The organism is Halalkalibacter flavus (genome assembly GCF_036663575.1).
GTDB classification, from domain to species: Bacteria; Bacillota; Bacilli; order Bacillales; family Bacillaceae_D; genus Halalkalibacter; species Halalkalibacter flavus.
In genome coordinates, this window is sequence record NZ_JAWRVK010000025.1 from 1 (window position 1) to 15,012 (window position 15,012).

Consider the following 15,012-nt stretch of genomic DNA (forward strand, 5'->3'; position numbering starts at 1 on the left):
TCCGCACGTTGCGCGCCTAAAGGAGAAGAACGCTCCTTTAGGCTTAAAACATAGCAACGGCTCCGCGCATTGCATCGACGTTCATCCAAAAGGAAAACCGCCTTTTGTATGAACGTCTTGTAGACATATTTCTTTTCTTACTGTAAAATTAGGATCAGGTACTAATAATAACCCAAAAGGTCGTGTGCTTCGCGAAAGGGGATTGAGTAAGATGACAAAAGCAGGAATTTTAGGTATGGGAAGCTACATTGGAGAAGAGCTTGTCACAAATGCTGATTTTGAAAAGAAAATAGATACAAATGATGAATGGATTCGAACGAGAACAGGAATTGAAGAAAGACGCTTTGCGCCTAAAGATGTTGATAGTTCGGATATGGCTTACTTTGCAGCTAAGGATGCATTAGAACATGCTGGAGTTTCAGCTGAAGATATAGATTTAATTTTGGTGGCAACTGTTACGCCAGACATGCCCTTTCCGACGGTATCTACATTAATTCAACACCGTCTAGGAGCAAAAAAGGCAGCTGCTATGGATATTAGTGCAGCATGTGCGGGATTTATATATGGACTAGCAACAGGACAACAATTTATAGAAACAGGTGCATATAAGAATATTCTTGTTGTTGGTGTGGAAAAATTATCAAAAATTACAGATTTTACTGACCGTAATACTGCAGTCTTATTTGGAGATGGTGCGGGTGCGGCAGTTTTAGGGCCTGTTTCTGAAGATAAAGGAATTTTAGCCTTTGAATTAGGTGCTGATGGAACTGGAGCCATGCATATTAATCAACAAGGTAAGTATTTACAAATGAACGGCCGTGAGGTATTTAAATTTGCTGTGCGTCAAATGGGGGATTCATCACTACGAGTGCTTGAGAAAGCAGGTTTAACCAAAGAGGACTGTGATTTTCTCGTACCACATCAAGCAAATATTCGTATAATGGAAGCGGCTAGAGAGCGATTAGATCTTCCAGTAGAAAAGATGTCTAAAACAGTTCATAAATATGGAAATACATCTTCTGCCTCTATCCCTATGGCTATGGTAGATGAGTTAAGAAGTGGTAAGATTAAAGATGGAGATTTACTTGTTTTAGTAGGGTTTGGAGCTGGTCTGGTATGGGGCTCTGTTGCAATTAGATGGGGAAGATAACCATTACGCAAAGGAGAGAATGACTTTGGAAAAAAGACGTGTTGTAATCACTGGGATGGGTGCGGTAACGCCCCTCGGTTTAAATGTTGAAAATACTTGGGAAAATGCAATAGCTGGGAAATCGGGAGTCGGTCCATTAACAAGAGTTCCAGCTGAAGAATTTCCAATGAAAGTAGCAGCCGAAATTCGCGATTTTGATCCGGCTGAATTTATTGACAAAAAAGAAGCTCGTAAAATGGACAGGTTTACACAATTTGCTGTTGCCTCTTCATTAATGGCACTAAAAGATGCAAATTTAGAAATAACAGAAGATATTGCTCCTCGGGTTGGAGTTTGGATTGGTTCGGGAATTGGTGGCATGGAGACATACGAACAGAATTTCCGTCAATTTTTAGAGAAAGGACATCGGCGAGTTAGTCCATTTTTCGTTCCAATGATGATCCCAGATATGGCTTCGGGACAGGTATCAATTACAACTGGAGCAAAAGGAATTAATTCTTGTTCTGTTACAGCTTGTGCTTCCGGTACGAATTCAATTGGCGATGCATTCAAAGTCATTCAGCGTGGAGATGCTGATGTAATGATTACAGGAGGATCAGAAGCGCCAATTACGAATATGGCAGTTGCTGGCTTCTGTTCAGCAAAAGCTGTGTCCACTAGCGAGGATCCTCAAACTGCTTCAAGACCGTTTGATGCAAAGCGTGATGGGTTTGTAATGGGAGAAGGAGCAGGGATTTTAATCCTTGAGAGTTTAGAATCAGCGAAAAAGCGTGGAGCTACGATTTATGCTGAAATTGTTGGTTACGGGGCAACAGGAGATGCGCATCACGTAACAGCACCGGCACCAGAGGGAGAAGGCGGTGCTAGAGCTATGAAGCAAGCGATTGAAGATGCTGGCTTAAAACCTGAAGATATTGATTATTTAAATGCTCATGGTACGAGTACTCCATATAATGATAAATTTGAAACAATGGCAGCGAAAGCAGTTTTTGGTGATCATGCTTATAAATTAGCAATAAGCTCAACAAAGTCAATGACAGGGCATTTATTAGGGGCTGCAGGGGCCGTCGAAGCGATCTTGTCAGTTAAGGCAATAAAAGAAGGGATCATCCCTCCAACGATTAACTATGAGAATCCAGATCCTGACTGTGATTTAGATTACGTACCAAATGAGGCGCGTAAGCAGCACGTACGAGCTGTCTTAAGTAACTCTTTAGGTTTTGGGGGACACAACGCAACGCTTGTGTTTAAAGAATATACTGAATAAAAAAAGGCTGGACTACTTTAATTCCAATAGTTAAGGAATTAAGTAAGAGGGCACGGAAAAAGCGAAAATCACCTTTTTCAGTGCCCCTTAGGTAGTCAGCCTTTTTTATGTTTTACTTGTTAGATATTCTATTCTATCTTATCAAAAAACTCCGTGAGTGCTTGTCGGTTTGTATCAACATCTATGTCTAATACGGCTCCAGCATGTTGGTAATACGCATCTGTAAAACTATTCTCGATAGGGATACGTAACGTTTCAATATCCTCAATAGGATTAAGGACGACATCTCTTCCTAAGCTTAGCATTTTGGTCGTGCGCATATTTGTTTTTACATGAGGCTCCAACATACCAATGAGTTTTGGAATTTTTGTCATACCTGATATAGTAAATAACTCATTTTTAAGGTGTTGTAATATTTCTTGTTGCCTTTTGACACGACCGAAGTCATTTTCATTGTCTTTACGAAAACGAACATATTTTAAAGTCTCTTCCCCGTTTAGTCTTTGGGCTCCTGGCTCAAAGTTAATTGCATTATTTGGATCTGACATTTTACGTTCTATCGTGACTTCTAACCCATTCGGTGCAATTGTATCAACCAACTTAATAAAACCATCAAAGTTAGCGAGAGCATAATAATGTATTTTTAGATCGAAATTATGTTCGAGCGTTTGTTGCAGCAGTTCCACTCCCCCAAAAGCAAAAGAAGCATTAATTTTATTTTTGGATTTCCCCGGTATTTCTACATAGGCATCACGCATAATTGATGCAACCTTAGCTTCTCCATTTGTTGGATTATACTGAGCTACCATGATAGTATCTGTGCGTGCAATTTCATCCTTGGATGTGTCCATTCCAACTAAAAGCATATTAATTGGTTCATTATTTTCAGGTTCTTTCGCCTTAATTATTGTATGATCATTGTTCGTGCTTTTGGGTTTATCGTTTATTATCATCATAATTCCTTGTTCAGTCTCTGTTCTTCCAGCTTCATACTGCGAAAATATGTACGTTCCAATCGCACCAAGAAGTAAAAGGAATGTAAGACAGGAAAAGATCAAAATGTTTCGATAGCGTCGTCTTTTTCTTATCTCCTTTAAACTTTTTCGGGTGGACAATGGAAGCCCTCCTCACGTTCCGATAATTGTTAGGTAAGACATAGGATTAAACTTGACTGCTAACACTATATGATAATACTCCTCTTGGTTACTGAACGAAAACATAGTAATATTATTCGTTTGAAATGACTTTTTCATGAATGAAAAATAAAAATAATTAATATTACAGGAGTTGGAGGAATAGGATGCATTGTTTAGAATTGTTAGAAAGGAAACGAATCGATACTGCACAAGAAGCAGTATTACTTATAAAACCGAATGAAGACATTATTGTTCCATTGGCAGTTGGAGAACCACCAGCATTAATGAGCGATTTACCTTCACATAAAACATTGAAGGGAAATCGCTTGTTTCAAATGCTGTCATTACGACCGGTTATTGACGTCGAACCATCTAAACTGAAAATTATCTCCATGTTTTTAAACAAAGACGAGAGAAGAGGGTTTTACGAGAAAGAGCTTGATCTCTTACCAAATCATTTTTCAGATGTACCTTCTATTCTTGAAGAGATGGCAAAGGAAATCGTAATAATGGCAACGGTTTCTCCTATGGATAATGATGGATATTTTTCACTTGGAACCAATTGTGATTATATTTATCCACTTATTAAAAAAGCGAAAAAAATAATATTTGAAGTGAATAATGAAATGCCATACACATTTGGTGAGAATCGAGTTCATATAACTGAAATAGATGGTTTTATAGAAAATCATGTCTCATTACCAGTAACCCCAGATATTCCCATACGGGAAGAAGATAAAATTATTGGTGAAACAGTTGCCCAAATGATTAACAACGGCGATACTCTTCAAATTGGGTTTGGGGCGATACCTAATGCGATTATGAACTATTTGAAGGATCATAGAGACCTAACAATATTTACAGAAATGATTCCAGATAAAGTAGTTGAATTATTTGAGGCTGGAGCAATATCAAATTCAAACAATCCATTACAAAAAGGAAGTATGACAGCAACATTTGCTTTTGGAACCAAGAAGTTATATGACTTTATGCATAATAATAAACAAGTTCAAATGTTTCCCGTTAACAAAACAAATGATAGTAGAGTAATTTCACAAATTGAGCAATTAGTAACGATTAATGCAACGATTGAAGTGGACTTTTTAGGACAGTGCAATTCTGAATCAATTGGAGGGAGAAGTTATTCTTCCACAGGTGGACAAGGTGATTTTGGTATAGGAGCAAGAATGGCAAGGAGTGGGAAAGGGATCATTTGCTTGCATTCAACAGCCAAAAATGGCACAATCTCCAAAATTGTTCCTACTTTGGCAAAGGGGTCTGTTGTAACAACTTCAAAAAATGATGTTGATTACATTGTCACAGAATATGGTGTGGCCAAATTGAGGGGGAAAACAATACGAGAAAGAGTGGAGGCACTAATTCAAATCGCTCATCCAAATTTTCGCGCCGAACTAAAACTTGAAGCTGAAAAAATGGGATATCAATAAAAGGTGGTGTCTCAAAAAGCCTATTTTTGACCTTTTGAGACACCACCGAAGCAATGCAGAATAAAGGGCAGTTTTTCTTTCCCTTAAAAAGGTTGTCTCATAATTTTATTTGAAATTTGTATCGAGCCACGAGATTGCTTCTTCTTTCGTTTTGATTTGATCATTTAGTTGCAAGCATGTTAACTGGTGTAGAATATTAGAAAAAACAGGACCAGGCTTAATTCCCCTATCAATTAAATCTCTTCCAGAAAGCAATGCTTTTACATGCTTTCTTCTCTCTAAATAGGTATGCAACATCTCGTTCTTTGTTAGTACTGTATAAATAAAAATCGTCTCTTCTGTATAATTGTAAAATTGTTGATGGATAGAACCGATCGTAGTAAGTTGCTCTATTTGGTGTTCATCCAAGATTTCAAGCTGCTGTATGATTTGATTTTGTCGAGCCGTTAATGCAAAGAGCTTCACTTTTCTTTTCCATTCTTTTTGACGATAAGCAAAAGTAAGGAAAATAAAAAATGGATCTTGTATTTTTTTAAGTATAGCATCTACTTTGATTATCTCGTCTTCTGTAGGACTATGACCAAGTAAGGTAGTCCACACACCAATCTCATCTAGCATTTTTATAGCTTCAATAATGGAACCTTCTTTAACGAGTAACTCGAATTCACGTAATAGACGCTTAGCACTTACTTGCTTTAACATCGCAACAGCATCGATGGCTAACGTGAAAGTTTGTTCGGTTAGCTGATAATGAAAGCGTAAGGCGAAACGAACTGCCCGGATAATCCTCGTAGGATCTTCAATAAAACTTAGTGTATGCAAGATACGGATGTTCTTTTGCTCAATGTCATCCTGACCTTGAAAGAAGTCAAGTAATGTCCCAAAATGACTTTTGTTAATTTGAAGTGCCATTGCATTAATTGTAAAGTCACGTCTTCTTAAGTCTTCTCGAATATTAGAAGCACGTACATTAGGAAGTGCTGCAGGGGCATCGTAATATTCAGTCCGACATGTGACAATGTCAATTTTAACGTTATCTGTAGTTTTCCATGTTGCTGTACCGAATTTTTCATGTGATTTGACTTGACCACCTAAGCGTTCGGACAGTAAGTTGGCAAAGGCAATTCCGTCTCCTTCTATAACTAAATCGATATCTTCATTTGCTCGATTTAGAATAAAATCACGAACAATTCCACCAATTAAATAAATTCTCACTCCTTGACTATCAGCAATCGTCCCAATTTCGATAAGAAGTTTGTAAATGTCTTTCGATAACTGGCTCCTTATCATCTCAATAATCAACTGCCTGCTTAACTTACTCGTCTCCTTATGTAATTGTTCGATAATATCGGTTCTTGATAAAATACCGACCATTTGATCATTTGACAATATTGGTATACGACCAATGTTGTGTTTCATCATCGTCGATTGAATTTCCTCCAAAGAAGCATTTGGAGAGAGAGTCACAGGCTGCGTAGACATATATCCTTTTACTGGGGCATGTCCAAGTCCATGATGAGTTGCTTTATCCACATCACGCCGAGAAATGATACCAACCAGTTGTCCTTGATCATTCACTACAGGGAAACCAGTATGGCCGTATTGATACATCTGTTCAAGAACCTCATTAATGGTGTCATATGGTGAAACCGACTTTACTGGAGATGCCATAAAGTCTGCAGCAGTAATGGCTGGTTTAATAATTACTGCTAATGATTTCTGAACAGTTTTTATGACTTCATTAAGACCTTTTCTCTTTAAAGTAGCTGACGCCGCTTGTGCATGTCCTCCACCGCCGAGCTCTGTCATTAATTTTCTTAGGTCAATGCGCTCTGAACTTGCTCTTGCAACTACATAAACATGATCTTTCATTTTAACAATTGAAATAGCTGCATCAGAATCGGTTGATTCAAGTAATCTTCTTGTTAAGGTAGCAAGTCCACTTTGATAGCTTGGTTGCTCGTGTGTCGTTAGAAAAAGTGTTATACCTGTGTCATATTGTTCCTTGCCTTTAGTCAGGAGTGTTTGAAAAAGCTGTCTATCCTCAAGCGACAATGGTTGCTCGGAGAAACGATCAACCAATGCAATGTCCATGTTATGCTTCTTTAACACTGATGCCATCAAAAGGTCTTTTTCCGTTGTTTGTGGATAGGTGAAATTTCCTGTATCCGTATAAATACCTAAACCGAATAATGTTGCTTCAAAAGGAGTAATTGTCATCTTTCTGTTATGTAATTGTTCAGTTAGAAGCGTAACCGTTGCCCCAACTTGTTCTATGTGACGTTCTCCTGTTGTTATATCTCCTGCTTTAGGTGCATGGTGATCATAAACAATGAATTGTACATGTAGAGACAAGTCTGAAATGGGGATACCAGTTCGCTTTAATGAGGCAACATCGACAAGAATTAACGTACGAACATGCTGCCAATTTATTTCTGTATATGATGAAAAGGCAAGTTCATCTCTATAAATTGCTAAATAGGACTTTACGGTTGGGTGCTGTTTATCAGTTAGAGCAACTTGAGCCCCAGGATGAAGTTTTTTAGCAGCTAGCATTGATGCTAATCCATCAAAGTCTAAATTTACGTGTGAAACAATAACATCCATCGTTTTCCTCCTTTCTAGAGTCTGTTCAAAAAGGGTGATTTTTTCCCTTTATGAACAGACTCTTCTAAATGAATTTCTTATATTTTAACAAATTTGCTCATTATTTGATAAGTGATGAGAAGGTGTAGAGTTTATCCCTCTTCTTCAATCATTAAGCCTTTTAATTCAATTGGAGAACTTTCATAATAGTTGAGATATAATGATTATTTTTGTCTGTGCTAACGATTGGTATTTATTCATGATTAACGTCTTAAAGCTTTTTACTTGTTGAAGGGTTGTTGTCTTTGATTTAGCTAAGTGAATGAGAAATTGTGCTGGATCAAATGATAGGAATGGAGAAGAATGTTGCACGGTTATCCCAAGCGTTTTTAAGCCGCATTTATGCTGTAAAACTAAATCTTCTATTGAAAGGAGATGGTTTGTTCCAGACAGTTTATCAAAAGATTTAAGGGATTTCATTGTTTGGTTATATTTTTGGACGAGTTTCTCTATATGTGTTAGGATTTCTTTACTTGCTTCGTCTAAGCCATTCGCGATACTACATAGTTCCTTTTCATGCCTATAAAAGTGTCTAAAGGCATCTCTTATATGTTGTTTTGTCTGAAAATATCGTTCATATGAAAGCAAATGGTTTTCAGATGGATGGCTCGTGTGGTTTTTTATTTGTTCTGTTCGCTCAATTGGTTGAATAGGATCCACACTATGCACTTCAGTCAAACGATTTACATATGCAGCTTGAACTCGTTCGGCTTTTGTACGAGAAGTTCGAGAGATTCGCGTCATCAGGATCACCATTCTTTCTTGAAAATATACTACTAGTTTTATTCCTTGTTTAGGTGGAAAGTACCTGTTTTTTATTGAAAATAAAGATTATTAATTAATAGAAAGGATGCTTCATTGTGCAAATAAGAAAGTTAGAAACTAAAGATGCGCCCCTCTTTGAACAGCTTAGGTTGCAAGCATTAAAACAAGTGCCAGAAGCCTTTGCTGCAAGCTATGAAGAAGAAGTAAAGGAAACCATTGATTTTTTTGAATCAAAACTATCGAATGGAGAAGCATTTTATGGATTGTTCAAAAAAGAGGACCAGCTTGTAGGGATCATAAGTCTTTCGCGTTCTAAGCTATTGAAAATGCAACATAAGGCAGCAATTGGAAGTGTATTTATAGCTGAAGAGGCAAGAGGACAGGGATTAGGGAAAAAGCTTTTTATTTATGTAATGAAGGAAGCGCAAGCTCAAGGAATCGAGCAGTTACAACTTGTCGTTGCAGCACAAAACAAAAAAGCAAAACAACTTTATGAATCTTTAGGGTTTCAAGTATATGGGTTTGAGAAAAGAGCTCTTAAGATAAACGAAAAGTATGTAGACGAAGAATATATGATGAAGATTTTATAATAAGAAAGAGGCTGTCTCAAAGGTTCGTTCTTTAACCTTTGAGACAGCCTTATTTCAATGCTATTTTATTTTGAGAACACATGATTACCAATACGAATCGTTTCTGTTCGTGTAGCATTCCAATGATTTGTTGCAATCGTTGGGTTATAGAAAAATAGTGATCCTGCACCTTGTCCACGGAACGCTAAAGCTTCGTTAACCGCACGAATAGATTCACTGTCAGCAGCACGGTTAATACGACCGTTCTGTACAGGAGAAAATGCGTAGTAGCCATTTGAGACCTCATTAATGACTTCTGTTACAGTATTTGGAAAATCTTTGTGAGCAACACGGTTCAATACAACGGTTGCTACTGCTACTTTCCCTGCATAAGGTTCACCTTCTGCTTCTGCAAGGACTAATCGTGCTAATAGGTCTTTTTCTGCTGCTGAAATAGATGCAGGGATTGTTAATTTTTCTCCGACCATAATTATAGAAGAAGATTTGTTATTTGCTCTTTGAATTTCAGTAGCTGAAACGCCATATTGTTGACCTAATTTATAAAGGGTATCTCCTGGAACAACAGAGTGTGTAACTGTTTGAGCCTGTGTATCATTCCCTCCAATAAAGAAAATAGATGCCGCCGCACAAATAGTAAAAATCATTTTTTTCATAAGTTAATGCCCTCCTCGGTAAATCGTACTCTACTAAACTAGCATAAAATTTGGGTAGATGAAGTAGCTAATTTTTTCCAGTCACAAATACCGAGTACAACAAGCTATGGAGCAGTAGGGAGCAACCTCTTTCTTTACAGTTATGTAACGAAATGTGGGGAAATCTATACCTTTCTGGATAGGAATGAAAGGTGATATGTACAAGAATGGGTGAAAATTCAGTACTGATAAGGGGTTTCGTTGTTATTTTAGATATATAGTAAATTAGATAATTTGAAAATTAAACCAGATTAGATAACCTTTTCCATTATCTTTTTTAAAAAGGATCACTGGTATATGTAATATTGGTGTTAACGAGTTGTAATATGTTTAAGTTATACTAGTCTTTGTGATTATTACGGATTGGAGGGATGATGTGAAACTAACATCTATTAAGACAAGCATCCTTTGTATTGTTGTCATCCTAATTCAACTCATTCAAGGACCCCAAACAATAGAAGCTGCGAACGAGACCTTGTCATTATATAGCGAAACAGCGATTTTAATGGACGCTGAAACAGGAGAAATATTATTTAATCAAGATATGAACCAAAAGATGTATCCAGCAAGTATTACAAAAATAGTAACGGCAATGGTAGCGATAGAAGAAGGGAACCTTGATGATATCGTTACGGTAAGTGAAGAAGCTGTAAATGTGATAGGGACACGTGTTTATTTACTAGAAGATGAACAAGTTTCTTTACTAAAGCTTGTACAAGGGTTGCTAATTAATTCTGGCAATGATGCAGGAACAGCCATCGCAGAGCATATGTCAGGAAGTGAAGAGCTTTTTTCTAGGAAGATGAATCGTTTTATTGAAGAGAAGATTGGAGTTCAAGACACAAATTTCACAAATCCTCATGGCCTATATGATGAGGAGCATACAACCTCAGCTTATGACATGGCTAAGATCACACAATATGCTATGCAAAATGAAACCTTTCGAGAAATTGTTGGTACAAAAGAGATGGAATGGATTGGAGAAGGGTGGGAAACAGTCATTTATAATCATAATCGTCTGTTATGGCATTATGATGGAGTGACGGGTGTGAAAAATGGTTTTGTGCGAAAGTCGGGCTATACTCTTGTTACAACTGCAAAGAGAAATGGAATGGAGTTAATTGCAGTTACATTAAATGCCCCCTCTAGTGATCATGCTTATAATGATATGATTACATTATTTGATTATGGATTTGAGCATTTTCAGACGAATGTTTTGTTTAGTCATAAGATCTTTACTTCCGAGTCAGGAGATCGTTTTGAACTTGAAGAAGATGTATATTTCCTTTCTAACCGAAATGAGGAGATCTCTGTAGACGTTAATGCCCTTGGTCGCTTATGGGTGAGAGGTGAAGGTGATCGAATTATTAAAACAACATTGTTAAATCCAGAAGATAAGCCTGATGAGAAGGTTAATAGAAAAAGGCTAGAAGAAACAGAAACACAACCTTCATTTATCTATCAGGTGTTATCTCAATTACGATCGATACTCTCGATTTAAAAGTATGTAGAGAGGGAGACTGCCTCCTTCTCTACATTTTTTTTAAATGAACTTCTTCAACACGATGGCCTGCCCCTTTTTTCAAGATGAGGTCGGCTCTATGGCGAGTTGGTCGAATGTTCTTTTCAAGATTGATGCCGTTGATCGTAGTCCAAATGCCTTTGGCGACATCGTAAGCTTCTGAATCACTTAAATGACGAAAGCGGTGGAAGAAGGATTCAGATTGCTGGAAAGCCGTATTTCTAAGTAATTTAAATCGTTCAATATACCAAGATCGAATGTCCTCTTCATCGGCATCTACATAAATGGAAAAATCAAAAAAGTCAGAGACAAATACTTGTGGAATACGTCGGTCTTTTTTATTTACTTGCAAGACGTTAATTCCTTCAACTATGACAACATCTGGTTCAATTATTTTCTGAACGGTATCTTCTAATATATCGTATGTTAAATGCGAATACATAGGCGCTTCAATGTAAGCGTGACCAGATTTTAGTTCATATAGAAAACGAATTAATCGCCCAATGTCGTAGCTTTCAGGAAACCCTTTTCGTTTCATTAACCCTCGCTCTTCAAGTACCGCATTGGGGTATAGAAAGCCATCTGTAGTTATTAGGTCAACTTTAGGGTTATTGGGCCAGCGTGAAGCTAATGCTTGTATTAACCGTGCAGTGGTACTCTTTCCTACCGAAACGCTACCAGCTACCCCGATAACAAATGGAACTTTCTTCGTTTTTTTCTGCAAAAAACTACTAACATTTTCATGTAAAGTAACAGAGTGAGTCATATGCATATATAGTAATTGTGATAGTGGAAGATAGATATCAGTAACCTCATCTGCAGAAATTGTCTCATTAATACTTCCTAGCTTTTCACGTTCATGAGCAGACAAAATCTCAGTAGTTGATTGTGACAATTTTGCCCATTCAGCACGGCTAAATTGGGTATAGGCAGATAAAGGAACAGGTTTATTTAAAGTAGCCATAATTTTCTCCTTTTATTTATGATAATTAAAAGGTGATGCAAGCTTCTTTATTTGCAAAGAAAGCTTAAGCATATAAATTTTTAACAATTGTAAATAATTGATGAAAAGTATCTTTTTGTATAGTAACACTATTTCGGGTGGAAAGGGGAATTTTTCACTTATTATTTCTATAATGAGTTATAATTGATCAAAAGTAGTGTGGCGAAAGGATAGAAAGTGGGATGAAAGTAATTATCGCAGAGAAGCCTGATCAAGGAGCGAAATTAGCTGCGCCGTATCAATCAGTTAAAAAGACAGGGTATATTGAAATTAAAAAAACAGCTCAATTCCCAAAAGGCGCCTACATTACGTGGGCTGTTGGGCATTTATGTGAGCTAGTTCCACCTGAAGTTTACGATCCAAAATGGAAGACATGGAAGTTAGATACATTGCCAATTTTGCCTTCAAAGTTTCAGCATCAAATCTCAAAAGGAAAAGGGAAACAGTTTCAAGTGATCAAAAAATTGGTACAACAATCGAATGTGACTGAAATCATCATGGCAGGGGATGCCGGACGTGAAGGGGAATTGATCGTGCGTTTAATTATTGATCAATGTAACGTTCAAAAACCACTAAAACGGCTGTGGTTATCTTCTCTTACAAGAAAGGCAGTAGAGGAAGGGTTTCGTTCACTAAAAACTGAAGAACAAACAAGACCTCTGTACTTTGAAGCATTAAGTAGATCATGTGCGGATTGGCTCGTTGGTATGAATGCATCAAGGGTATATACTCTTCTTTTACAAAAAAAAGGAGTCTCAGATGTCTTTTCAACTGGTAGAGTTCAAACCCCAACGCTAGCCCTTATTGTGAAGAGGGAACAAGAGATTGAAGATTTTAAACCTGAACCATTTTGGGAAGTAACGGCTACTTTTATTGTCGAAGGAAAAGAATTCAAAGGCGTATGGCACAAAGATGGTGATAAGCGTATAAAAACGGCAGAATTGGCAAATAAAATTGCGATGTTTTGTAAAGGGAAACAAGCAACAATTGTTGATGTGAAAAAAGAAGAAAAAAGATTTAAGCCGCCTTTTTTGTATACTCTTTCTAGTCTACAAACAGTATCAAATCAACGCTATCGTTATTCACCGAAAAAAACACTCGATATTGCACAAAAGCTCTATGTAAAAGGCTTTATCTCATATCCTAGAACGGACTCTCCTTATGTTACAAAGGGAGAAGCATTCACGTTTCCAACCATTCTTGAAACTTTGTCAACGAAACCGGAATATGCATCGTATTTTCCTCTCCCTGTTTCAACTTTAATTGGTAATCCACGTTTTGTGAATGATCAAAAAGTAACTGACCATTATGCCATTATTCCAACTGAACAAGTACCTGATCTTGAGAAGCTCACGAAAGAAGAAAAAAACATTTATGATCTAGTTGTTCGTTCTCTCCTTGCTGCACACGAAGAAGATGCCCTTGTTGACACGACCAAAGTTGAGACACTCGTTGATAATCGAGCCACATTCCAATCAAAAGGGAAAGTAGTGAAGCAATTAGGATGGAGAAAAATCATTCAGACAAATAAACGAGAAAAAGATCAAGAGCTCCCTGCCCTTGAAGTAGGAAATAATGGACAAGTTAAACATATAGAGACGAAAGAATCTGTTACACAGCCCCCTAAAAGGTATACAGAGGGGCAGCTTATCAATGTCATGAAAACAGCTGGGAAACAAGTAACCGACCAAGAACTTGAGAAAGTATTGATGGAATCACAAGGACTTGGAACAGAAGCAACGAGAGCAGGGATTATAACGATTTTAAAAGACAGGGGATATATGACAGTAACGAAAAACATCGTTTATCCAACTGAAAAAGGTCGGTTATTGATTGAGGCATTAGGGGCAAGTCTTCTGACTTCTGCGGAGATGACGGCTAAGTGGGAGCAGCGATTAAGGGAGATTGGAAAAGGAGAGGCATCACCTGCGATTTTTATGGATCAAACGAAGAAGCTTGTTACTCATATACTTGATGAAGCAAGTAGACAGTCTCTATCATGGGATTTTTCAAAGTTTGACACGTCGTCGATGCAAAAGAAACCGAAAAGAGGCAAAAGGCGCTCTGCTTCAGTTGGGAAGTGTCCGGGCTGTGGTGGATCAATTCTAGATAAAGGTACATTCTATGGATGCAGCCAATATCAATCACATCAATGTAAGTTTACGATTTCTAAAGTTATTCTTGGAAAAAAAATCAGGCAAAAAGATGTGAAAAAATTACTGAAAGATGGAAAGACAGAAATGATCGAAGGATTTATAAAAGATGAAAAAACATTTAATGCGGCTCTAGTTTGGAACAAAGAACAAAATAAAATTACATTTCTAGTCTAATGAAAAGGCTGTTTTTGTAAAGATTGTTGCTGTAAAGGAATGGTATTTCTCATAGTGAAATGGAGCGGAAGTCACTCAACACCCCCCGCGGAAAGAAGGCCGCTGAAAAATCCTTTTTAGCGGATTCGAGGAAGCAGCAATGGCTCCACACGTTGCGCGCCTGCTATGAGAAAACCATTCATAGCAGGCTTTAAGACAAAGCAACGGTTCCGCTCATTGCTTAAAGGCAACTGAAAAAGGTCAAAACCGTACCTTTTTCAGTTGCCTCGAAAGCAAGTGGCTGGAGCGCAATGGAACGAACATGTGGAGAACAGGTACCCCATAAAAACAACAAAGTATGCGAAAATAGCCAATGAAAAAGATAGCCAGGGTTATATTGTAAATAGCTCTAGCTATCTTTTTTTATAATTTTCTAATGATATTTTGTAGAAAAGGCAGAAGTTGGTTCATTTTAGACAAACTC

General features: G+C 37.5%; 11 protein-coding genes. 6 read left to right on the top strand and 5 right to left on the bottom strand.

All coding sequences use genetic code 11. The features are described 5' to 3' along the window. The first annotated feature begins 211 nt into the window (after positions 1-211). A complete protein-coding gene (locus tag SAY88_RS15935; protein WP_250098048.1) occupies positions 212-1,150 on the top strand; it encodes a beta-ketoacyl-ACP synthase III in 939 nt (312 codons plus the stop codon). Positions 1,151-1,175: 25 nt separating this feature from the next. After that, a complete protein-coding gene (gene fabF, locus SAY88_RS15940; protein ID WP_332632944.1) occupies positions 1,176-2,417 on the top strand; it encodes a beta-ketoacyl-ACP synthase II in 1,242 nt (413 codons plus the stop codon). Between the two features lie 128 nt (positions 2,418-2,545). On the opposite strand, the gene SAY88_RS15945 is transcribed toward fabF, so the two are convergent. After that, positions 2,546-3,532, bottom strand: coding sequence for an LCP family protein (locus tag SAY88_RS15945; protein WP_332632946.1), 987 nt, complete (start codon positions 3,530-3,532; stop codon positions 2,546-2,548). Between the two features lie 185 nt (positions 3,533-3,717). On the opposite strand from SAY88_RS15945, the gene SAY88_RS15950 reads away from it, so the two are divergent. Beyond that, the gene (locus tag SAY88_RS15950; protein ID WP_332632948.1) at positions 3,718-5,001 is read left to right on the top strand and encodes an acetyl-CoA hydrolase/transferase family protein; all 1,284 of its coding nucleotides are present in this window, start codon (positions 3,718-3,720) and stop codon (positions 4,999-5,001) included. Positions 5,002-5,106: 105 nt separating this feature from the next. Here the strand turns inward: SAY88_RS15950 and SAY88_RS15955 are convergent, their stop codons facing one another. Together SAY88_RS15955 and SAY88_RS15960 are read right to left on the bottom strand one after the other, a co-directional pair. After that, positions 5,107-7,608 (bottom strand): CBS domain-containing protein, encoded by a 2,502-nt coding sequence (locus SAY88_RS15955; protein WP_332632950.1) that lies wholly within the window; start codon positions 7,606-7,608, stop codon positions 5,107-5,109. Positions 7,609-7,788: 180 nt separating this feature from the next. After that, on the bottom strand, positions 7,789-8,391 hold the full coding sequence (locus tag SAY88_RS15960) for a hypothetical protein (protein ID WP_332632952.1): 603 nt from the start codon (positions 8,389-8,391) through the stop codon (positions 7,789-7,791). Between the two features lie 116 nt (positions 8,392-8,507). Between SAY88_RS15960 and SAY88_RS15965 the strand changes: the two genes are divergently transcribed. After that, complete coding sequence (locus tag SAY88_RS15965) at positions 8,508-9,002, top strand: GNAT family N-acetyltransferase (protein ID WP_332632954.1); 495 nt, start codon at positions 8,508-8,510, stop codon at positions 9,000-9,002. A gap of 65 nt (positions 9,003-9,067) precedes the next feature. On the opposite strand, the gene SAY88_RS15970 is transcribed toward SAY88_RS15965, so the two are convergent. Next, positions 9,068-9,655, bottom strand: a complete 588-nt coding sequence (locus SAY88_RS15970; RefSeq protein ID WP_332632956.1) for a cell wall hydrolase — start codon at positions 9,653-9,655, stop codon at positions 9,068-9,070. A 415-nt stretch (positions 9,656-10,070) separates the two neighbouring features. Between SAY88_RS15970 and SAY88_RS15975 the strand changes: the two genes are divergently transcribed. Further along, positions 10,071-11,195: a D-alanyl-D-alanine carboxypeptidase family protein gene (locus SAY88_RS15975; RefSeq protein ID WP_332632958.1), complete on the top strand. Its 1,125-nt coding sequence runs from the start codon at positions 10,071-10,073 to the stop codon at positions 11,193-11,195. 31 nt (positions 11,196-11,226) lie between these two features. Here SAY88_RS15975 and coaA read toward each other — a convergent pair whose 3' ends face one another. Next, positions 11,227-12,180 carry a type I pantothenate kinase gene (gene coaA, locus SAY88_RS15980; protein WP_332632960.1) on the bottom strand — a complete coding sequence of 318 codons (954 nt, stop codon included), beginning with the start codon at positions 12,178-12,180 and terminating at the stop codon, positions 11,227-11,229. Between the two features lie 221 nt (positions 12,181-12,401). On the opposite strand from coaA, the gene SAY88_RS15985 reads away from it, so the two are divergent. Then, entirely contained in the window at positions 12,402-14,549 is a 2,148-nt protein-coding gene (locus SAY88_RS15985; RefSeq protein WP_332632962.1) for a DNA topoisomerase III, read from the top strand. Positions 14,550-15,012: the final 463 nt, after the last annotated feature.

Bases quoted from the DNA above. Each gene is read 5' to 3' on its own strand.
- SAY88_RS15955 (WP_332632950.1), bottom strand. From the start codon at position 7,608: ATGGATGTTATTGTTTCACACGTAAATTTAGACTTTGATGGATTAGCA.
- SAY88_RS15950 (WP_332632948.1), top strand. From the start codon at position 3,718: ATGCATTGTTTAGAATTGTTAGAAAGGAAACGAATCGATACTGCACAA.
- SAY88_RS15970 (WP_332632956.1), bottom strand. From the start codon at position 9,655: ATGAAAAAAATGATTTTTACTATTTGTGCGGCGGCATCTATTTTCTTT.
- SAY88_RS15985 (WP_332632962.1), top strand. From the start codon at position 12,402: ATGAAAGTAATTATCGCAGAGAAGCCTGATCAAGGAGCGAAATTAGCT.
- SAY88_RS15960 (WP_332632952.1), bottom strand. From the start codon at position 8,391: ATGACGCGAATCTCTCGAACTTCTCGTACAAAAGCCGAACGAGTTCAA.
- coaA (WP_332632960.1), bottom strand. From the start codon at position 12,180: ATGGCTACTTTAAATAAACCTGTTCCTTTATCTGCCTATACCCAATTT.
- SAY88_RS15935 (WP_250098048.1), top strand. From the start codon at position 212: ATGACAAAAGCAGGAATTTTAGGTATGGGAAGCTACATTGGAGAAGAG.